At 61.5% G+C, this 20003-nt stretch carries 19 protein-coding genes; 6 read left to right on the top strand and 13 right to left on the bottom strand.

The window, feature by feature from the left end; all coding sequences use genetic code 11:
- Position 1 precedes the first annotated feature (1 nt).
- From RB548_RS01330 to RB548_RS01280, 11 genes are all read right to left on the bottom strand, one after another.
- Positions 2-2272 (bottom strand): chemotaxis protein CheA, encoded by a 2271-nt coding sequence (locus RB548_RS01330; protein ID WP_331373276.1) that lies wholly within the window; start codon positions 2270-2272, stop codon positions 2-4.
- Positions 2273-2291: 19 nt separating this feature from the next.
- Positions 2292-2657 carry a response regulator gene (locus RB548_RS01325; RefSeq protein WP_065784641.1) on the bottom strand — a complete coding sequence of 122 codons (366 nt, stop codon included), beginning with the start codon at positions 2655-2657 and terminating at the stop codon, positions 2292-2294.
- A 3-nt stretch (positions 2658-2660) separates the two neighbouring features.
- Positions 2661-2954 carry an STAS domain-containing protein gene (locus RB548_RS01320; RefSeq protein ID WP_331373275.1) on the bottom strand — a complete coding sequence of 98 codons (294 nt, stop codon included), beginning with the start codon at positions 2952-2954 and terminating at the stop codon, positions 2661-2663.
- 42 nt (positions 2955-2996) lie between these two features.
- Complete coding sequence (locus RB548_RS01315) at positions 2997-4631, bottom strand: globin-coupled sensor protein (protein WP_331373274.1); 1635 nt, start codon at positions 4629-4631, stop codon at positions 2997-2999.
- A gap of 711 nt (positions 4632-5342) precedes the next feature.
- Entirely contained in the window at positions 5343-6737 is a 1395-nt protein-coding gene (locus RB548_RS01310; RefSeq protein ID WP_331375042.1) for an FGGY-family carbohydrate kinase, read from the bottom strand.
- Complete coding sequence (gene rhaM, locus RB548_RS01305; protein WP_331373273.1) at positions 6734-7048, bottom strand: L-rhamnose mutarotase; 315 nt, start codon at positions 7046-7048, stop codon at positions 6734-6736. Before rhaM ends, RB548_RS01310 begins: the two co-directional genes overlap by 4 nt.
- 8 nt (positions 7049-7056) lie before the next feature.
- The gene (locus RB548_RS01300) at positions 7057-8061 is read right to left on the bottom strand and encodes an ABC transporter permease (protein WP_331373272.1); all 1005 of its coding nucleotides are present in this window, start codon (positions 8059-8061) and stop codon (positions 7057-7059) included.
- Positions 8061-9041, bottom strand: a complete 981-nt coding sequence (locus tag RB548_RS01295; RefSeq protein WP_331373271.1) for an ABC transporter permease — start codon at positions 9039-9041, stop codon at positions 8061-8063. Before RB548_RS01295 ends, RB548_RS01300 begins: the two co-directional genes overlap by 1 nt.
- Complete coding sequence (locus RB548_RS01290; protein ID WP_331373270.1) at positions 9038-10549, bottom strand: sugar ABC transporter ATP-binding protein; 1512 nt, start codon at positions 10547-10549, stop codon at positions 9038-9040. Before RB548_RS01290 ends, RB548_RS01295 begins: the two co-directional genes overlap by 4 nt.
- Before the next feature lie 286 nt (positions 10550-10835).
- Positions 10836-11825 carry a rhamnose ABC transporter substrate-binding protein gene (gene rhaS / locus RB548_RS01285; protein ID WP_331373269.1) on the bottom strand — a complete coding sequence of 330 codons (990 nt, stop codon included), beginning with the start codon at positions 11823-11825 and terminating at the stop codon, positions 10836-10838.
- 126 nt (positions 11826-11951) lie between these two features.
- Positions 11952-12764: a DeoR/GlpR family DNA-binding transcription regulator gene (locus tag RB548_RS01280; RefSeq protein ID WP_331373268.1), complete on the bottom strand. Its 813-nt coding sequence runs from the start codon at positions 12762-12764 to the stop codon at positions 11952-11954.
- A gap of 200 nt (positions 12765-12964) precedes the next feature.
- On the opposite strand from RB548_RS01280, the gene RB548_RS01275 reads away from it, so the two are divergent.
- The 6 genes from RB548_RS01275 (at position 12965) to RB548_RS01250 (ending at position 19237) form a co-directional block, all read left to right on the top strand.
- A complete protein-coding gene (locus tag RB548_RS01275) occupies positions 12965-15064 on the top strand; it encodes a bifunctional rhamnulose-1-phosphate aldolase/short-chain dehydrogenase (protein WP_331373267.1) in 2100 nt (699 codons plus the stop codon).
- A gap of 13 nt (positions 15065-15077) precedes the next feature.
- Positions 15078-16370, top strand: a complete 1293-nt coding sequence (gene rhaI / locus RB548_RS01270) for an L-rhamnose catabolism isomerase (protein ID WP_331373266.1) — start codon at positions 15078-15080, stop codon at positions 16368-16370.
- Between the two features lie 177 nt (positions 16371-16547).
- Complete coding sequence (locus tag RB548_RS01265) at positions 16548-16802, top strand: GlsB/YeaQ/YmgE family stress response membrane protein (RefSeq protein WP_136506116.1); 255 nt, start codon at positions 16548-16550, stop codon at positions 16800-16802.
- Between the two features lie 68 nt (positions 16803-16870).
- Positions 16871-17059 carry a hypothetical protein gene (locus RB548_RS01260; protein WP_331373265.1) on the top strand — a complete coding sequence of 63 codons (189 nt, stop codon included), beginning with the start codon at positions 16871-16873 and terminating at the stop codon, positions 17057-17059.
- Between the two features lie 94 nt (positions 17060-17153).
- On the top strand, positions 17154-17615 hold the full coding sequence (locus tag RB548_RS01255) for a YbaK/EbsC family protein (protein ID WP_331373264.1): 462 nt from the start codon (positions 17154-17156) through the stop codon (positions 17613-17615).
- A 578-nt stretch (positions 17616-18193) separates the two neighbouring features.
- Entirely contained in the window at positions 18194-19237 is a 1044-nt protein-coding gene (locus RB548_RS01250) for a GlxA family transcriptional regulator (RefSeq protein ID WP_331373263.1), read from the top strand.
- 147 nt (positions 19238-19384) lie between these two features.
- Here RB548_RS01250 and RB548_RS01245 read toward each other — a convergent pair whose 3' ends face one another.
- Together RB548_RS01245 and RB548_RS01240 are read right to left on the bottom strand one after the other, a co-directional pair.
- A complete protein-coding gene (locus tag RB548_RS01245; protein ID WP_331373262.1) occupies positions 19385-19612 on the bottom strand; it encodes a hypothetical protein in 228 nt (75 codons plus the stop codon).
- A 192-nt stretch (positions 19613-19804) separates the two neighbouring features.
- Positions 19805-19993 carry a hypothetical protein gene (locus RB548_RS01240; protein ID WP_331373261.1) on the bottom strand — a complete coding sequence of 63 codons (189 nt, stop codon included), beginning with the start codon at positions 19991-19993 and terminating at the stop codon, positions 19805-19807.
- Between the last annotated feature and the right edge of the window lie 10 nt (positions 19994-20003).

Below are 20003 nucleotides of genomic sequence, written 5' to 3'. Positions count from 1 at the left end.
ATTATCCGGCTGCAGCAAATGACATTTCAGGTTTCAGAGACTGTCCGCGCGATGCGGCGACGATGGCGTCGACATCAAGAATGAGCGCCACGCGGCCGTCGCCGAGAATGGTCGCCGCTGCGATGCCTGGAACATGGGTGTAGTTCGCCTCCAGGCTCTTGATCACCACCTGCCGCTGCCCCTGGATCGCATCCACCATCAGGGCGCGCTGGCCGCCACCCTCGGACTCGACGAGCAGCGCGACGCCCTCGACCGGATTGGCCTGCGTCGCGCGGAAGTTCAGGATGCGGCCGACATCGACCAGCGGGCAGAAGGAGTTGCGGATCGAGATCAGGCGCTGGGTGGCGCCGAAGCTATGGATCGCGGAAGCCTCGGGCTGAAGCGTTTCGACGATGGCGGTCAACGGCACGACCAGCGTCTGGTTGGCGACCGTCACCACCATGCCGTCGAGGACGGCGAGCGTGAGCGGCAAGCTCATCGTGAAGACCGAACCCTGCCCGGGCTTCGACGAGATGTTGATGCGCCCGCCGAGCGCCTGGATCGAGCGCTTGACGACATCCATGCCGACGCCGCGGCCGGAAATGTCGGAGATCTTGTCGGCGGTCGAGAAGCCCGCGTGGAAGATCAGGTTGTCGATTTCCTCGTCCGAGAGGTTGGCGTCGGCGGCGATGAGATCGTTGTCGATCGCCTTCTGGCGCACCTTCTCGCGATTGATGCCCGCGCCGTCGTCGGCAAGCTCGATGACGATGCGACCCGAACGGTGCTTGGCCGTCAGGCGCACGGTGCCTTCGGCGCTCTTGCCGGCTGCAAGTCGCTTTTCCGGCGTTTCGAGGCCGTGGTCGACAGCGTTGCGGATCATATGCGTCAGCGGTTCGGCCAGCTTGTCGATGACCGTCTTGTCCACTTCCGTGTTCTCGCCCTCAGTGACGAGACGAACGGATTTGCCGGTCATATCGGCAATTTCGCGGACGATGCGCGACATGCGCTGGAAGACGGGCTTCACCGGCTGCGCACGGATCGCCATGACGCTGTCCTGGATCTCGCGGGTGAGCTGTTGCAGCTCTTCGAGGCCCATGTTGATCGACGACGTACCGTTGGTGTCGTTCTCGATCACACTCTGCGACAGCATCGCCTGGTTGATGACGAGTTCGCCGACGAGATTGATCAGACGATCGACTCGATCGAGGTCCACGCGGATAGTCGGGGTCGCGGCTGACGCAGCCTGCTGGGCGGCGGCGTTGGCCGCAGCCGTTGCGTTCTTCTGCGCCTCTGCCGGTGCCCTGGTGGAGGACTGGGCCATCTGCAAGACGTTGCTCGCCGTCTCGGCCGCCGAAACGGCCGCAGCGCGGTCGCGGGCGGCGATTTGAACTTCCTCTTCAGCCGAACCGGCCGCTGCCTCGTCCAGCATCGAGAGATCGAAGGGAACGGGCTGCATCGGCAGCTCCTCGCACGCATCAACCGCGCCGCCACCGGCCAAAGCAATGTCGAGGTCGCAATCCCATTCCGCAAATTCGAATACAGAGCGGATCGCGTCTTCGCCCTTGTCCGTCTTCAGCGAAATCTTCCACGAGAAGTAGGCCGCCTCCGGATTCATCCGGTCGAGCGGCTGCAGGCCATCCATATCGCAGTGAATGCTCATCGCGCCGAGGCGCGACAGATCGCGCAGAAGCAGCGTCGCATCATTGCCCTTGGCATAAAGCTCGGATTTTGGCCTGAAGATGATCTCGTAGCATGTCCCCTCGATCAGGTCCGGTTCGTCGGCCTCGAAATCCTCGAAGGAAAAGGCAACGGGCTGGAAGCCCTCCTCGTTGACGGGGGGCGCGGCAACAGGCGCGGGCGCAGGAGCTGCAGCCTTGGGCGCCGGTTCGGCAGCGGACGCCTGCGGCAGTTCGCCATTCGCCAGCGCTTCGAGCTCCTTGATCAGTTGACGGCTGCGCGCCTGATCGACGCTGCCGCCATCGCGGGCAGCATTGGTGAGGTCAGCGAGCACGTCCGCCGACTTCAGCATGACCTTCAGAACGTCCTGATTGGGCTCCAGCCTGTTGGATCGAACGCAGTCGAGTGTCGTCTCGAACACATGTGCGAACGACACGAGATCATCCAGCCCGAACGCACCAGCGCCCCCCTTGATGGAGTGGACCGCGCGAAAGACGGCATTGACCGTTTCCGGATCACGATCACCGTCGTTGAGCTTCAGGAGACCCGACTCCAGTTCCGCGAGCTGCTCCTCGCACTCCTGGAAGAAAATCTCTTTGATTTCGTTCATATCCATTGGAGGCTGTCCTCGGATTTCAGGCCGTTACGCGCTCGATTGCGTCGATCAGCTTGGTCGGGTCGAACGGTTTGACGATCCAGCCGGTGGCACCTGCCTGCCGTGCGCGGTTCTTCTTTTCAGCATCGCTCTCCGTGGTCAGTACGAGGATCGGCACGGCGCGGTAGCGGTCGTTCTTGCGCACGCCCTCGATGAAACCGAAGCCGTCGAGGCGCGGCATGTTGATGTCCGTGACGATGACGTCCGGATTGGCTTCCTCGAGGACCTCGAGACCTTCGACGCCGTCCTCCGCCTGGATCGTTTCGAATCCGGCATTGTTGAGCGTGACGAGAAGCATGTTCCGGATCGTCCGGGAGTCGTCGACAGTCAGAACTCTCTTCTTCATTTCTCAAATCTCCTTTGCCATCAGGGGATCGATGTCCACGCCGATGAGCTGTGTCGTTTTAACGAAGGCGTCCGACACCTTTGCAAAGGTGAAAGACAGCTGCTGTTCTTCCCAACTTTTTGCGCCGGCGATCAGCACCTGAACGCAGAGCGCACCGATCCGCTCGACAGCGGAGGCATCGATAGCGACTGCGCTGCCTTTCAGCGCCAGCAGCTTTTCATGCAGCGCCGTCGCCTCGTTCAGATCGAGCACAGGAGCGAGCCTGAGCGTCTTCTGAGCTGTCTTCTTGCTGGCCATTTCGGTTTCCTCGCCTGCCTGCTTTGAATGTCTTGCCCAAGACTAGTGGTGCCGTCCCGCAACGTTTCGTCCCGTGACAGCACCATCGTCGAACAGAGCGATCGCGTCGTCGTCGCTCGCCTGTGCCGGCGCGCGCTGCGCTGCGCGCGAGAGCGCCGGGTTGCGGGTCGCCGCGGCACGTCCCGCCTGATGCCGTTCGTGACGGAACCTGCGGATCGTCCGGCCGAGTTCCTCAATGACCCCATGAAGGTCGTCCGACGATCTCGCCGCGTTTTCCGCCAATGCCGCACTTTGCTGCATCGCTTGCGAGATGCCGCCGATTTCAGAGGTGGCGGTACGAAGGTCGCTCACCTGGCCTTCGGCATCGCGGGCGATGCCCGAAACGGCCGCGTTGATGGAAATCACCTGCTCGACGATGCTGCTGATCGCATCCTGGGTTCGGCCGACCATTTCGACGCCGGCCTCGACCTGGGCCTTGGTTCCGGTAACAAGCTGCTTGATCTCCCGCGCCGCCTCGCCGGAGCGCTGGGCAAGTGCGCGGACCTCTTGTGCGACCACCGCGAAGCCGCGGCCGCTCTCGCCGGCGCGCGCCGCCTCGATGCCGGCGTTGAGAGCCAGAAGATTGGTCTGGAAGGCAATCTCGTCGATCACACCGATGATCTGACCGATCTTTTCGGCAGACGCCTCGATGTCGGCCATCGCCGAAATCGCCTGGCCGGCAATCTCACCGCTCCGCTCGACGGCAATGCGCGTCTCGTTCGCTTTCGCCTCGGTTTCGCCGATGCGCGCCGATCCCGCTTGGATGCGTCCGGTCATGCCGCCGAGCGCTGCCGCCTGACGCGAAAGCGCCTCCGCTTCGCTTCCGGCCTTGCCGGAAAATTCCGCCGCGCGGGCCTGCAGCTGCGAGACCATCGCTTCTGCCGCTGTGCTGCGCTCGTCCGCGGATTGCAGCGCCGCCTGAATCTGATCCAGGGAAGCATTGAGGCGTGCGACGATCGGTTGATACGCGTCTGAAGCGTCCTCGGGCAGCCGGGCAGCAAGATCGCCGTCACCGAGAGCCTGCAGAAAGTTTGCGAAAAGGTCGCTGACTTCGGTCTCGTCGTCCCTGCGCTGCTCGGCGAGTTGCCGCTGATGCTGCTGCCTGAGCGCATTGAACCGCAGCGACACCGCAATCTCCGTGTCGACGAAGGTGGTGCGCACGAGCGCGGCAACGAGGTTGCAGAGTTCCTTCTTGCGCGCCTTGCCGAAGGAAAGCAGTGGGTTGGGCCACGCGTCCTCGATGAGACCGGTGAGCAAATGTTCCAGCACCACCGCATGACTTGCGACTTGCCAGCGGGGGTCGAGCCCCATGCGGCCCTCCGTATCGGCAAGCACTTTCACGCGCTCCGCATAAAGCCCGTCGAAACGGGCATCGGTCAGCACGTTCCAATGCGACGACTGCAGATCGTGCAGACGATCGAGCTGGCGGTCACTGTCGAAGTGGCGGGCGGCCTCCGGGTAGGTCTGAAACCTTTGGAAGAGATCCCGAAGCGCAAGGTTGATGCGCGGCGAAAGGGCCTGGCGATGGTGGCGCAGGAGCGCGCAGCCGTCTTCGTCGAGCCCGGCAAAACGCAGACGCTCAAGCAAGCTTCCCGCTTGGCCCCTTCTTGCCTGTTCTGACGACGCGTCCTGCTTCACACCAATCCCCGGGGCTACCGCGACCTTTGCGCGTCTGACGCGCGGCGCTGTAGTGCGCAATCGAAACTCGCCTGGGGAGGGCCGGCCAAACGGCCAGCAGTGGTCACGCCCGATCGATGCGATCAGCGCGCCGCAGCGTTTGCCATCGTCCCATCCCGCAAGTATTTCGGTGAACAATAGATACCGGACCGGAACCGGTACGGCGGTGCGGCGTCATGCCTTGAGGAGTAGCTGAGACTTTCCTATTCCGACGTGTGCGACCATGTTTATGGTTAATTCGTTGCTTGAAAGTTAACGGTTCCTGGCCCGCAACTGGAATCGCTAAAATTCACCTATGACTTCGGGCGCCCGTTTTTGCATTGCAACGAAACGGCGTTATTCGACCGGACAACAACAGGTTTTCAATCACAAGAGTTTAGAATTGTGCTTCTACTTGGCGTCGCGTATCGAAAGCAAAGGTGATAAGGCGCAGACCGCCTGCAGTAACCTTCACACAGGCTGGCGACATCATGACGGTGCGCCGACGGGAAATGAACAATGATTGTTCTTGGCATAGGCGCCGCCATCACTGCATTCCTGACAATGACGGCAATTTCGATCGTCATCAATCTTGAACATAACCGGTCGCTAAACCGGAGCGCGGTTTTCTGATCGATTTGCGCAACGCGACCGCTCTACTTCGCGTGTACATCACATTACATCGGGTAGACTTTAGGCGTCGACTACGCGCTTAACGTGCGCCGCAGTGAGCGCACGCCATTCCTCGGCGTATCTCGCATAGTCGTCGGAGACGGTGGCCATGAAACGTTCCGCCCCCGTGTGGACGCGAACGCCGGTCACCAGACAGGCCGCCCCAAGGCTGGTTCCGGTGGCACTGCGGCTGTCGGCAAGGACCTGTCGGCTCGTGGCCGCGGCAAGCATCCGCAAATAGGCGGCATTGGTGGCGAACGGCCCTTCGACGACGATCTCTCCCCTTGCTCCGATGAGATCAAGGCATGTCGCCGTCATCAGTGCAAGGTGAAAGGAAACGGCGGCAAGCCGCTCGGCCGAAGCAAGCGCTCTTTCGTCAGTGGTCCAACGCGCGCCGGTCGAAGGGAAAGGGCCGGAGCCGACCGGCACCGACGGCAGCAGCATGTGGCGCGCAGACAGAACCTTGCTTTCCGCCTCCAGCGAACCGGCGGGCGGGTTTTCGCCCATAAGCGTCGAGAAAGCGCGGCCACCCATGAAACGGGCCGAGGGCACCGGATCGCCGAGCGCGTTGACGTTGATCAGCGTGTCACGTTTCTCGTCGAGATCCACCCTGTCGCTGCCGACCGACAGGATGACGACCCAGGTGCCGGTCGAAACGACCGAAAACGGGGCACTGCGCGTCAGCAGATGCGGCAGCAGCGAGGCGTTGGAGTCGTGGATCCCGCAATAGACCGGCAGGTCTTGCGGCATGCCCATTTCATCCGCGAGCTCTCGGAGCAACCCGCCAAGCACGTCGCTTGCCTTGCGCACCGGCGCGAAGAGGTTGCGCCAGCCGAGTGCCTCGACCATCGAGGAAAACGCCGTGGCTTTTGGGTTCCAGAGGTCGGTGTGGCAGCCGAGCGATGTCAACTCGTTCGCCCTTATGCCGGTCAGCCGGTAGGACCAATACTGCGCATAGGTCAGGATCGTCGTGACCTTCGCGAAGTGCTCCGGAAACATGCGCTCCTGCCAGAAGAGCTGTGCGCCGACATTCAGGCCCATCGGCAGGCGCGCCGAACCGGTCTCAGAAAACGGCGCGCGAACCCGGTCGTAGTCGTCGGCGAGCGCGTCGGGTCCGGCGAACTCGTAATCGAGCACCGGAAGCGCAAGATCGCCGGCGTCGTCGAGCAGGACGGCGGTCGCCCCGTGGGTGGTAACCGATATGGCGTCCACCCTGCGCTCGCGATGAAGTGCTGCGAGGCTGTCGAGAATGAAGCGCCAAAGGCGCTCGATATCGAAGTGCGGGTAAAGGCCGCTATTGACCACGCCGTTGCCCGTCTTGCGCACGGCGATTTCCTCGAACCGATCGAGATCGACCAGCGCGACCTTGGCGTTCGTCTTGCCTATGTCGATGACCGCCACCGTCTTCATCGTCAGCTCAGATGGAAAACGGTCTTCAGCGGCACGGCAACGGGCTCGTTGTCCGCATGCGTCTCCATAATATCGGCCATGTAGGCCCACCACTTTTGCATGACAGGGTGCGAAGGAAGCTCCGCCATCCCGTGCGTGTCGGTCCGCCAGAGCACGCCGAAAAGCAGGTTGGTCTCTTCATCGAGATGGATCGAATAGTCGGAAACTCCCGCTTCCTTGAGCAGAACAACCAGCTCAGGCCAGATCGCATCATGGCGTGCCTTGTATTCGTCGGCCATTCCCGGGTTGAGACGCATGCGGAAGGCGTATTTTTCCATGGATAACCTCAATGTGCGAGACGACGGCGGGCGCGCTGCCAAAGAATCGGCAGGGCGATGACCGATATCAGCAGCAGGCCGATGAAGATCGACATGACGATACCCGGTACATTGAGCAGGCCGAAGCCGAACGTGACCATGCCCATGATCAGTGCTGCCAGCACGACCCCGGGAATGGTGCCCGAGCCGCCGAGGATGTTGACGCCGCCGAGGACGACCATCGTTACCACTTCCAGTTCCCAACCGAGTGCGATCGATGGGCGCGTCGAGCCAAGGCGGGAGGTGAGGCAGATCGAGGCCAGCCCCGCCATCAGCCCGGTGAGCAGGAAAAGGATGAACTTCACCCGCGCGACGCGCACGCCCGAAAAGAGCGCTGCCGTCTGGTTGTTGCCGATCGCATAGACGGCGCGGCCGAAATTCGTCTTGTGCAAGAGCACGCCGTAGACGACTGCGAGCACGACGAACAAGGTGAACTCGAATGAGAAGACCCACCAGACATAGCCCTGCCCGAACCAGGCGAAGCTTTCGGGATAGCCGGTAAAGGCCTGGTCGCCGAGGACGATGAAGGAAAGCCCGCGAAACAGGCTCATCGTGCCGATCGTCACCACGATCGACGGCAGGCCGAGGCCGGTGATCAGCAGCCCGTTGACCATGCCGCAGATGAGCCCGACGCCGAGACCGATCGCGACGAGCGCCGGTGTGTCCACGCCCAATTGCACGGCATAGCCCATTGCCGTCGAGGCAAGCGCGATGATCGATGCGACCGAAAGATCGATCTCGCCGGAGATGATGACGAGCGCCATGGCGAAGGCGATCATCGCCTTCTCGGTGAAATTGAACGTGGCGTCAGAGAGGTTCCACGGATCGAGGAAATAGGGCGAGGCCAGCGAATTGCCGAGAAAGATCGCGACGGCGACGGCAAGCAGCAGGCTTTCCCAGCTTTTCAGGATGCGTGCACCGCGGCCCTGCAGCCGGTCTGGAATGTTGCGGGGAGAGAGGTGAGCGTCCGTCATCAGACCGCCTCCGCTTTTCTGAGAATGACCCGGCCCTTGCGCCTCTCGGCACGGGCGTTGACGGCGACCGCGATGACGATGACCGTTCCGGAAATCGCCATCTGCGCGAAGGGCGAGATGTTGATGACCGGCAGTGCGTTCTTGATCACGCCAAGGAAAAGCGCGCCGAGCACCGCGCCTGCCACCGAGCCGATGCCGCCGGCAATCGAAATGCCGCCGATGACGCAGGCCGCGATGATGTCTAGCTCGAAGCCGGCGGCGATATCGACATAGGCGACCGCATAGCGCGACACCCAGAGATAGCCGGAGAGGCCAGCGAGCGTGCCCGAGAGGCAGTAGGCGAAGAAGCGCGTGCGGCCGACGTCGATGCCCGTATAGACGGCCGCGTGCGGATTGCCGCCGACCGCATAGAAGGCACGACCGATCGGGGTGCGGCCCATCACCAGGAACATCAGCGCGATCATCAAGAGCGACAGCCACGAGAGCACCGGCACGCCCGCAAGGCCCAGGCGCGGCAGCGCCTTGAAGGCGTCGCTCATCTCGTGGGCGTTGATCCATTTGCCGTCCGTCAGGAGGAAGATCAGGCCGCGATAGATCGTCAGCGTTCCGAGCGTGACGACGATCGGGGGTATGTCGAGTTTCCAGACGAGCGTTCCGTTGACCATGCCGAGCAGGCAGCCGAGCGCCATCGCGACAAGAATGACAAGGGGAATCGGCAGCCCCGGAAAGGCGGTGTTCAACATGGCTGCAACCATGCCGCTGAGCGCAAGGTTTGCAGCCATCGACAGATCGATACAGCGGGTGAGGATCACCGCCATCTGCCCGAGCGCCAGAATGATCAGAATAGAGGTGTCGTTGTAGACGCGGGCAAAGCTTGCCGGAGTTACGAAAGCGGGAAAGCGCAGTGCGATCAGGGCGACGAGCGCGACGATGGCGACAACGAGCAGGATTTCGCGATTTTTCAGGAGCTTCGCCATCATGCGGCCCTACCGTTCGATTGCGTTTCGATGCCGGCAGCCGCGCGCACCAGCTTTTCGGCGGTTAGTTCGGCTCGCTCGAAGCGTCCGGCGATCCGCCCCTCACGCATGACGATCACGCGATCCGACATGCCCATGATCTCGGGAATTTCCGAAGATACCATGATGACGCTCAGGCCTTCGGCCGCGAGTTCGCTCATGAACGCATGGACGGCCGCCTTGGAGCCGATATCGATGCCCTTGGTCGGCTCGTCGAGGATGATGACCTTCGGCCTGGTTGCGAGCCACTTTGCGATCACGACCTTCTGCTGATTGCCGCCGGAGAGCGTGCCGACGTCCTGGTCGAGCGAGGCGGCGCGGAGATCGAGCCGGGAAGTGTATTCACGTGCGAGGGCGAATTCGTTGGCGAGCTTCAGGAAGCCGGAGCGCGATGTGTGCGACAGTGAGGGCAAGGTGACATTCTGAAAGATCGGCATGCCGATGATCGCCCCCTGCCGGCCGCGCTCTTCCGGCACATAGACGATACCGGCGCGGATCGCCTCGGCCGGGCTTCGGATCACCAGCACCTGCCCGCCCAGCTTGACCGCGCCGGCCGACGGGCGGGTGATGCCGATCAGCGACTGCATGAATTCCGAGCGTCCGGCACCGACGAGGCCGTAGAAGCCGAGGATTTCGCCGCGCCTCAGTTCAAAATTGATGTCCTCGAATTCGGTCGGGTGGCGATAACCGGAGACGGTCAGCACCGGCTCGCCGATTGCGACCTCCTTCTTCGGATAGACGGAACCAACAGCACGGCCGACCATCATGCGGACGAGATCATCCTGGCTCACGTCGGCGATCAGGCCCTCGCCGACCATCGTCCCGTCGCGGAAGACCGTGTAGCGGTCGGCGATCCGGAAGATCTCGTCGAACTTGTGGCTGATGAAGAGGATCGCCTTGCCGTCGGCCTTGAGCCGTTCGATCAAGGCGTAGAGTTCATGGATTTCCTTGTGCGACAGCGCCGCCGTCGGCTCGTCCATGATGACGACGCGCGCATCGACCGACAGCGCGCGGGCGATTGCCACCAGATGTTTCCGGGCGATGCCAAGGTCGCGCAGCCGGATCGTCGGATCGAAGTCGGCGCCGGCGCGGTGCAGCAAGGCCCGTGCTTCGCCATTGAGCTTCTTCCAGTCGATGAAACCGAAGCGATTGCGCGGCGCATGGCCGAGGAAGATGTTTTCGGCAACGGAGAGTTCGTCGAAAAGCACCGTTTCCTGATGGATCGCGGTTACGCCCGCACGGGCGGCGGCGAGCGCGGTTGGAAACGTCGTTTCCTCCTCCGCCACGCGGATGACGCCGGCAGCCGGCTGATAGATGCCGGTCAGGATCTTGACGAGGGTCGACTTGCCCGCGCCATTCTCCCCGACAAGCGCCGTCACCGAACCGGGATAGAGCGCGAGCGAGACATCCGAAAGGGCGCGCACACCGGGAAAGGACTTCGATATGCCCTCGAGTGCGACCGCGGGCTTCATCCGCGATGTGATCTTATCCTGCAACAAGAGACAGTCCACCAAGTCAGTCGTTTCTATTGGGCGGCGGTCGGGCTCAGCGGTCTTCGCGGTGAGGCCTCGATCGGTTGCCCCTCACCCTAACCCTTTCCCCGCTCGCGGGGAGAGGGGACGAGAGTGCCGTTACGTGTACCTTCTCCTTTACCGCGGAGAGGGACGAGTGCGTTCGCCGCGTGTCTCCTTCTCCCCGCCTACGGGGAGAAGGTGGCCGGCAGGCCGGATGAGGGGCAAGTGCCCCTCGCCTGCGCGATCAGAAGATCTTCGCAAACTCTTCGACGTTCGAGGCATCGTAGACGAACGGATCGGCCATGGCGCCTTCATTGTTGTCGTCGAGCTTGACCGTTCCCATGCGACCCATCTTCAGTTCCGCGCCGGGCTTGGCTTCAGCGCCATTGACGAGGCCATAGGCGATCATCGTTGCCGAGTAGCCGAGGTCGATCGGGTTCCAGATCGCGAAGGACTTCGATGCGCCGGACTTCACGTGTCCCGCCATTTCGGACGGCAGACCGAGGCCGGTGACGTTGATCTGGCCGATCTTGCCGGCGTCAGTGACCGCCTGCGCGGCCGCAACGATGCCGACGGAGGTCGGCGCGATGATCGCCTTCAGATTCGGATAGGACTGAATGAGGCCTTGGGTCTCGCGGTAGGACTTGTCGGCGAGATCGTCACCATAGACCGTGGTCACGACATTGATGCCCTTGTAGTTGCCCTGGACCTTCTTCATTTCGGCGATCCAGGTGTTCTGGTTGGTCGCCGTCGCCGAGGCGGAGAGTACCGCGACGTCGCCGCCTTCAGGCAGGTTGTCGGCGGCAAGCTTGATGATCATGTTGCCGATGAGCGGGCTCGAGGACGGGTTAAGGTGCATCAGTCGGCCGTCCTTGGCGACGCCCGAATCCCACGAGATGACCTTGATACCGCGATCCATTGCCTTCTTCAGAGCCGGCACCAGTGCATCGGTGTCGTTGGCGGAAACGGCGATCGCATCCACCTTCTGGGCGATCAGCGAATTGATCACCTCGATCTGGCCTTCCGCTGTCGTCGAGGTCGGGCCGGTATAGATGACCTCGACGTCGCCAAGTTCCTTGGCGGCTTCCTGCGCGCCCTTGTTGGCAGCCTCGAAGAAGCCGATGCCGAGCGCCTTGACGACAAGCGCGATCTTCTTGTTTTCCGCATGCGCGGCATTGGCCATGAGCGCCACCGCAACGGCGGCCGTAACCATCAATGATTTCAAAATCTTCATGACTTTCTCCTCCCTTTGGGTCGCGCGCATTCGGTATGAATGCATCGGTCCGGCCCCCTAATCTGCGGCCTGTCCGGGCATGCCCAGAACTACCGCAACGTCCTCACTCCCCTCTCCTCGCCCGCGTTAGGCGGACGATGAAGCACTTTCCGCGTCAACGACAGGCTTCGCCTTGGCGATGACCAGGTTGACGCCGGCGCCTTCGAGCATTGCGGCATGCCTGTCCTCGATGCCCGAATCCGTGATCACAGTGGCGATGCGCTTGAGCCCGCAAAGGATGAGGCTCGAGCGCCTGTGAAATTTCGAGGAATCGACCAGCACGACCAATTCGTCGGCCTGATCGATCAGCTTCTGTTCGGCCTGGATCAGAAGCGGATCCGCTTCCATCAGTCCGAGGGGCCCGAGCCCCTGCGCCCCCATGAACATGCGGCGCGCATAGAAGTTGCGCGTCACGTCGTTGTCGAAGGGGCTCAATATGATGTTCTGCTCGCGGTAGATCGTGCCTCCCGAAAGCATCACCGTGTTCTTCGAATGCTTGAGCAGATGTTCGGCGATCGGGAAGGAATTGGTGAAGACCTGCATCCGGCGGTTTGCCAGAAAATGCACCATCTGAAAGGTCGTGGTGCCGCCGTTGATGATGATCGGTTCCCCGTCCTCGCAAAGCGCCACCGCTTCCTTGGCGATCGCCTGCTTCTCGCGGGCGTGCAGGCCTTCGTTGACGCTGAAGGGCCGGCCGGCGAGACCGACGAATTGTGGCGGATTGATCGCCTCGGCGCCACCGCGCACCCGGCGCAGGCGTTTTTGCACGTGAAGCGCCGCGATATCGCGCCGGATCGTCGCCTCCGAACTATCGGTCAGTTCGACGAGTTCGGGCACCGTCACGACCGGTTTTTCCTGAACCGCAGACAGGATGACCCTATGTCTTTCTTTTTCGTGCATTCGCTCCTCCGATGCCCAGCATGCTTCCATCAGTCCCAAGCATTGTCAATCAGTATCAATCATATTTTTTCATTGTGCAGCGCAATATGAACGATTTTGATCGTTTTTGATTGACATTCGCGCGCCGACCGTGTGATCTGATGCCAATCATGTCGCCGCGGTCTTACTGCCGCCGGATAGCTTACCGGGAGGAATTCAACATGCTCGACAAGCAACAGGGCGCACGCCTGGCCAATCTCTGGGACGAGGGCAAGGCGGCAGGAATGAGCGAGCCAGAGCGGCTTCTTTACCGATCGAATCTTCTCGGATCGGACAAGCGAATTACCAATTACGGCGGCGGCAATACGTCGGCCAAGGTCAGGGAAAAGGACCCGCTGACGGGCGAGATGGTGGAGGTTCTTTGGGTCAAGGGATCGGGCGGCGACGTCGGCACCATCAAGCTCGACGGCTTCGCAACCCTTTACATGGACAGGCTCAATGCCCTGAAGGGCATCTACCGGGGCGTCGAATTCGAAGACGAGATGGTCGGCTACCTGCCGCATTGCACCTTCAACCTCAACCCGCGCGCCGCTTCGATCGACACGCCGCTCCATGCCTATGTGCCGAAGGCGCATGTCGACCACATGCATCCGGATGCGATCATCGCGATCGCCGCCTCCAAGAACAGCAAGGAGCTGACGCAAAAGATCTTCGGCGACGAGATCGGCTGGCTGCCATGGAAACGGCCGGGCTACGAACTCGGCCTGTGGCTCGAAAAATTTTGCCTCGAAAATCCGAAGGCACGCGGTGTTATCCTGGAAAGCCACGGCCTCTTCACGTGGGGCGATACGGCCAAGCAAGCCTATGAGACGACGATCGAGATCATCAACCGCGCGATCGCCTGGTTCGAGGCAGAAAACACGGCACCGGCCTTCGGCGGGGCGGTAAAGCCGACGCTGGACAGCGCAGAACGCGCCGCGATCGCCAAGCGACTGATGCCGGTGATCCGCGGGCTGATCAGCGCTGACGAGAAAAAGGTCGGGCACTTCGACGACAGCCAGGCTGTCCTGGATTTCGTGACATCCAAAGATCTCGAACCGCTGGCCGCGCTCGGAACGAGCTGCCCTGACCACTTCCTCCGGACGAAAATCCGCCCGCTGGTGGTCGACTTTGATCCGGCCAATCCCGATATCGACAGGACGCTCGCCGGGCTTTGCGAGGCGATTGCCGCCTATCGCGCCGATTATGCCGGCTACTATGAGCGCTGCAAGCGCGCCGACAGCCCGGCCATGCGCGACCCGAACGCCGTCGTCTATCTCGTCCCCGGCGTCGGCATGATCACCTTCGCCAAGGACAAGGCGACGGCCCGGATCTCCGGCGAATTCTACGTCAACGCCATCAATGTCATGCGCGGCGCCTCCGGCGTATCGACCTATGTCGGCCTGCCCGAGCAGGAAGCGTTCGACATCGAATACTGGCTGCTGGAAGAAGCGAAGCTCCAGCGCATGCCGAAGCCCAAGAGTCTCGCGGGTCGCATCGCGCTCGTCACCGGCGCCGCCGGCGGCATCGGCAAGGCGACGGCCAACCGGCTGATGCAGGAAGGCGCCTGCGTCGTTCTCGCGGACATCGACGAAACGGCGCTCGAGGCTGCCCAGAGCGAACTCGCCGGACGCTACGGCAAGGATTTCGTCCGTGCGGTCAACATGAACGTGACCAGCGAGGCGGCGGTCGAAGCCGGCTTCGGCGATGCGCTTCTCGCCTTCGGCGGCCTCGACATTCTCGTCTCCAATGCCGGGCTCGCCTCGTCGGCGGCGATCGAGGATACGACCCTCGCCCTCTGGAACAAAAACATCGACATTCTCACGACTGGCTATTTCCTTGTCTCGCGTGAGGCTTTCCGCATCTTCCGCAACCAGAAGGCCGGCGGAAATATTGTCTTCGTCGCCTCGAAGAACGGCCTTGCCGCCTCGCCCGGCGCGTCCGCCTACTGCACCGCGAAAGCGGCGGAGATCCATCTTGCCCGCTGCTTGGCACTCGAAGGGGCATCGGCGCAGATCCGCGTCAACGTCGTCAATCCGGACGCGGTGCTGCGCGGTTCCAAGATCTGGACCGGCGAATGGAAGGAGCAGCGCGCGGCCGCCTACAAGATGGACGTGGACGATCTGGAGGCACACTATCGCGAGCGTTCGATGCTGAAGCTCAGCGTTTTCCCGGAAGACATTGCCGAAGCGATCTACTTCCTCGCTTCCGACATGTCGGCAAAATCGACCGGCAACATCGTCAATGTCGACGCGGGCAATGCCCAGTCGTTTACGCGATGATGCGGAGGCTGCCATGACCGAGATGATCAGCAAGGCCGTTGTCGAAGCCGAAAATGCAGGCCGCCGGGACGTGCTCAGCCGAGACTACGACAGCCTCGGCGAAAGGCTTGCCCGCCGCGGCATCGAGATCGACACGATCAAGAAAAAGGTCGCCGCCTATGGCGTTGCCGTTCCTTCCTGGGGGGTCGGCACGGGCGGCACGCGTTTTGCCCGCTTTCCCGGCCCGGGCGAGCCGCGCAACATCTTCGACAAGCTCGAAGACTGCGGCGTCATCCATGAGCTGACGCGCGCGACGCCGACCGTTTCGCTGCATATCCCGTGGGACAAGGTTTCCGATCTCCGAGCGTTGAAGGAGAAGGGTGCGGCGCTGGGCCTAGGTTTCGATGCGATGAACTCGAACACCTTCTCGGACGCGCCCGGGCAGGCTCACTCCTACAAGTTCGGGTCGCTCTCGCACAGCGATGCGGCGACGCGGCGCCAGGCGATCGAGCACAATCTAGAATGCATCGAGATCGGCAAGGCGCTGGGGTCGAAGGCGCTGACGGTCTGGATCGGCGACGGCTCCAACTTTCCCGGGCAGTGCAATTTCACCAAGGCGTTTGAACGCTATCTCGATGCGATGAAAGCAGTCTACGCGGCACTTCCGGACGACTGGCGCGTCTTCACCGAACACAAGATGTACGAGCCGGCCTTTTATTCGACGGTGGTGCAGGACTGGGGTACGAACTATCTGATTGCGCAGGAACTCGGGCCCAAGGCCTTCTGCCTCGTCGACCTCGGACACCACGCGCCGAACGTCAATATCGAGATGATCGTCGCCCGGTTGATCCAGTTCAAAAAACTCGGCGGCTTCCATTTCAACGATTCAAAATACGGAGACGACGACCTCGATACCGGATCGATCGATCCCTATCGCCTGTTCCTCGTCTTCAACGAGCTGGTCGACGCCGAGGTGCGCGGCGCGGAAGGCTTCAATCCCGCGCATATGCTCGACCAGAGCCATAACGTGACGGACCCGATCGAAAGCCTGATGACCAGCGCGATGGAAGTCTGCCGCGCCTACGCCCAGGCCCTTCTTGTCGATCGAAAGGCGCTTAACGACTATCAGCAGGGCAATGATGCACTGATGGCGTCGGAGACGCTGAAAGCCGCCTTCCGGACAGACGTCGAACCGATCCTCGCGATGGCACGCCTCGAGCATGGCGGTGCGATCGCGCCGGTCGCGACCTACCGTGCGAGCGGCTACCGCGCCAAGGTGGCGGGCGAACGGCCGGCTGTAGCTGGCGGTGGCGGCGGCATCGTCTGAGCAATCGAGGAGCGGCCAGTGGCGGTCGCTCCCAATCGCCCGACCTCGCGGAGCCGCCGGAGGCGTGATCGGCAGCTGGAAATCGGTGCAAAATCGCCGCACGATAAAATTGCCCTCTATCTGATTTCAAAACCTGATCTATCTTTTCCTCATGGATCCAACGGAGAGGAGCGATTCATGGGTATTGAAAGCATCCTGGTATTCCTGATTGTCGGCGCTGTTGCCGGCTGGCTTGCCGGTCTGATCGTCAGCGGCTTCGGTTTCGGCCTGATCGGCAACATCGTCGTCGGCATCGTCGGCGCCTTCATCGCCGGCTTTCTCTTTCCCGCGATCGGCATCAGCCTCGGGACTGGTATCCTTTCCGCGATCATTCACTCGACGATCGGCGCGATCATCCTTCTGGTACTGATCCGCATCGTCAAACAGGCATAAGCCCGCCGATGAAATATTGCGATCCGCGCGAAAGCGCGGACCGCCTCTTGCAAGAGCCGGAGGCAACCATGACCGAACTCTACGCCGCAAATATCGAGACGGCCCTCAAAACCTTCATCACCGATCATCGGGGGATGCTTACGCGCGAACAGGCGATCTCGACGATCCTTGAGAACTGGTTCGCGAGCCATGGCTATCTGCCGCCGCAGCAGGAAGGCCGGCGCCCCGAAGATCTTGACGCCTCGAACGACGATTGAAACACTGACGCCGTCTGCAGCGAGCGCAATCCCGGCTTGCCGCCACACATTCGTATTTTTCCCGACAACCTGTTTTTGCCGCATAGATCGCCCGATGAGCCTTGCTTCCGTCAAACAGTTCTTCTCCGAACACGCCCCGGATATCGATGTCATTGAACTTGCGCAAAGTACCGCCACCGTGGAACTTGCAGCCAAAGGCCACGGTGTCGAGCCCGCGCAAATTGCCAAGACACTGGCGCTCAAGGTCGGAGACGACGTCATCCTGATCGTCACACGCGGTGACGCCCGGCTCGACAACAAGAAATACAAGGCCCGCTTCGGCACGAAGGCCCGCATGCTCGGCTTCGACGAGGTGGAGGCGGAAACGGGCCATCCGGTCGGCGGCGTCTGCCCTTTCGGCCTCGCCAAACCGCACAATGTCTATTGCGACGAGTCCTTGAAGGCCTACGACGTCGTTGTTCCCGCGGCCGGCGCCACCAACGCCGCCGTCCATATCAGCCCGGAACGCATCGCGGAATTGACCGGAGCGGAATGGGTCGACGTTTCGGCAACGTGATGTTTCTGCGTTGGAAATAGCCACAGGGCTTAAGCACGGTTGCAGCATCCTGCTTTCACGTGGATTCACTGAAAGCAGTGCTACAGCGTCCTTTGCGCGCCGATATAACGCACGGCGCGGTAGGTTCAAAATCCTAAAGCACGACAATAAGGAACATCAGCGAGCCGAGCGAAAGCGCGGCCATGATGCTCATGAGCACTTTCATCATGTGTTCCGTCATTTCGTACATCCCAGCCTCATTCCCCGATGAACGAACCTAGCGACAATAGCGGCGAAACGATGCGTCCGGAGCCAGCCCCGGCTCCCAGGGACACTTCGATCGGCCCAATGCGCCGAGCCGCGCCCCTGTCGGACAATGACAATTTTCTGACAAATCGGTTAATAAATCATCATATACATGGGGATTAGCCCGCCTAGGACGCAGACCGGCACAGACGACGACATCGGGAACTGCCCGCCTCTTGTCGGCCAGTCCGGGACGCGGGCGGCCTACCTATAGCGCCTTGCGCTTGGTATTATGCGTTCCTCATGGGCCGCGCACGGACGCTTGCCGCCCGGCAGGAATGGATTGCATCGCATTGGAAACGACTCTGGTAGGAAAAAAGGCGGCCGCGAACAGGCATCTCGCCGGTCACGGGGTGCTGCGCGTCGGCTTCATTCTCGCGCGGAGCTTCACGCTCAGCGCCTTTTCCCTGTTTGCCGACGCCTTGAGGCTTGGCAGCGATATCGAGGACAAGTCGGGCCGGGTGAACTGCGACTGGGAGGTGCTCGGCAGCACGAGGAACTTCGTGATGTCCAGTTGCGGCATACAGGTGGCGCCCACGGCCTCGCTTCGCCCGCCGACCGAGTTCAGCTACATCGCCGTCGTTGGCGGGCGGCTCAACGTCGAAGAACCGATCGACCGTGAAACGATCAACTACCTTCACCGGGCGGCGCGAGAGGGCGTGCCGATCATCGGTGTATGCACGGGAAGCTTCATTCTGGCCGAGGCGGGTGTGCTGGATGGACATGCCGCCTGCGTCAGCTGGCTGCATCACAATGAATTTCGATCACGCTTCCCCGCAATCGAGGTGACGTCAAAACGCATCTTTGTCGAGGATGGCAAGGTGATCACCTGCGCCGGCGGCAGCAGCGTCGCAGACCTCGCCACTTACCTGATCCGCAAACATGTCGGCGAGGAGGCCGAACGCAACGCGCTCGAAATCATGCAGATCACACGCCGCAGAGACGCCACGGAAATGCAGACGCGCAATCCGCTCGGCGCAGTCACCGTGCAGGACAAGCGGATCAGTCTCGCGCTCATGGTGATGGAGCAGCATCTTGAGGACATCATCGGCATAGACGATGTGGCAAACGCACTCGGCATATCGCGCAGGCAACTCGAACGTCTGTTCCAGAACGAACTCGATGCCACCCCGGTTTCGGTCTATCTGAAACTTCGCCTCGACGCGGCGATGCGGCTGGTTGCATCCACCGAAAAGCCGTTGATCGACATTGCGCTCGAAACCGGCTTCGAGAATGTCTCTCATTTCATCCGGAAGTTCAGGGAGGCGTTTTCGCTAACCCCCGGTGCAGCGCGCAAGCAACTTGCGGCGGCAAGGCGCCCGGCCTCCGGCCGCTGATCGCTCCAACTCGTTTTGAAACTACGCAATTCGGCACGGATCGCCTTAGATCATTTCATTGTTTCTTTGAACCAGTGAAATGATCTAACCGTTTGAAATCACGCAATTCCGGACGGAAAACCGTTTCACACTTTTCCTGGAATTGCTCTAGCCGAAAAGCAAGAGGACGGCACCGACTGCCATGAGCGCCAGACCGGGCCAGTTCCGCGCAAGACCGAGAAAGCCCAAACCCTGCTCGTCCGGCTCGAGCGTTGGTCCGTTTCCGTCCTGCGAAGAGGGCGACGGGTTGCTCAGATTTCTACGGCCGAGCGCCTCCCGCGCCATGAAGAGCATGCCGCAGACAACAAGAAACACGCCGACCAGTATTGCCCACACGCGCGCCTCCTCCGGCGTTCCTCGCAACACGAAAACGCCGCGCGGAAGCGCAATGTCGCTGCGAGAAATTGCGTTCTAGAGCGCCGTGCGTTCAAGTGAACGCACAAAGGACGCTCTAGCACTTTGATTCTAGAGCATCTTATCCGATTTCAGTGATTCCACTTGAAAGCGGGATGCTCTAGATCTTACCGGTCAGCGGATGCGGCTTTGAGGCCGAACGATGTTCATCTGCAGTTCGTGGCTCGATGCATACCTGCCGAGCACTTTGATCAGGCGCTTTTCCTCGGCTTTATGTATGCCCGTCCGCCTGCAATATTCTGCCACGTCCCAAACATGCTTGGCCCGAGACTTGTCGAGCGTCCTGATATCAGCATGTGTCATCCTTCGCCTC

The sequence above is a fragment of the Sinorhizobium chiapasense genome, from assembly GCF_036488675.1.
GTDB lineage: Bacteria > Pseudomonadota > Alphaproteobacteria > Rhizobiales > Rhizobiaceae > Sinorhizobium > Sinorhizobium chiapasense.
This window is presented reverse-complemented; position numbering and strand designations above follow the sequence as displayed.

What these genes read in the sequence shown, in the direction of transcription:
- RB548_RS01280 (WP_331373268.1), bottom strand. Translation starts at nt 12,764, where the DNA reads ATGCACGAAAAAGAAAGACATAGGGTCATCCTGTCTGCGGTTCAGGAA.
- RB548_RS01265 (WP_136506116.1), top strand. Translation starts at nt 16,548, where the DNA reads ATGGGTATTGAAAGCATCCTGGTATTCCTGATTGTCGGCGCTGTTGCC.
- RB548_RS01260 (WP_331373265.1), top strand. Translation starts at nt 16,871, where the DNA reads ATGACCGAACTCTACGCCGCAAATATCGAGACGGCCCTCAAAACCTTC.
- RB548_RS01300 (WP_331373272.1), bottom strand. Translation starts at nt 8,061, where the DNA reads ATGACGGACGCTCACCTCTCTCCCCGCAACATTCCAGACCGGCTGCAG.
- RB548_RS01290 (WP_331373270.1), bottom strand. Translation starts at nt 10,549, where the DNA reads ATGAAGCCCGCGGTCGCACTCGAGGGCATATCGAAGTCCTTTCCCGGT.
- rhaI (WP_331373266.1), top strand. Translation starts at nt 15,078, where the DNA reads ATGACCGAGATGATCAGCAAGGCCGTTGTCGAAGCCGAAAATGCAGGC.
- RB548_RS01255 (WP_331373264.1), top strand. Translation starts at nt 17,154, where the DNA reads ATGAGCCTTGCTTCCGTCAAACAGTTCTTCTCCGAACACGCCCCGGAT.
- RB548_RS01320 (WP_331373275.1), bottom strand. Translation starts at nt 2,954, where the DNA reads ATGGCCAGCAAGAAGACAGCTCAGAAGACGCTCAGGCTCGCTCCTGTG.
- rhaM (WP_331373273.1), bottom strand. Translation starts at nt 7,048, where the DNA reads ATGGAAAAATACGCCTTCCGCATGCGTCTCAACCCGGGAATGGCCGAC.
- rhaS (WP_331373269.1), bottom strand. Translation starts at nt 11,825, where the DNA reads ATGAAGATTTTGAAATCATTGATGGTTACGGCCGCCGTTGCGGTGGCG.
- RB548_RS01240 (WP_331373261.1), bottom strand. Translation starts at nt 19,993, where the DNA reads ATGACACATGCTGATATCAGGACGCTCGACAAGTCTCGGGCCAAGCAT.
- RB548_RS01325 (WP_065784641.1), bottom strand. Translation starts at nt 2,657, where the DNA reads ATGAAGAAGAGAGTTCTGACTGTCGACGACTCCCGGACGATCCGGAAC.
- RB548_RS01330 (WP_331373276.1), bottom strand. Translation starts at nt 2,272, where the DNA reads ATGGATATGAACGAAATCAAAGAGATTTTCTTCCAGGAGTGCGAGGAG.
- RB548_RS01275 (WP_331373267.1), top strand. Translation starts at nt 12,965, where the DNA reads ATGCTCGACAAGCAACAGGGCGCACGCCTGGCCAATCTCTGGGACGAG.
- RB548_RS01295 (WP_331373271.1), bottom strand. Translation starts at nt 9,041, where the DNA reads ATGATGGCGAAGCTCCTGAAAAATCGCGAAATCCTGCTCGTTGTCGCC.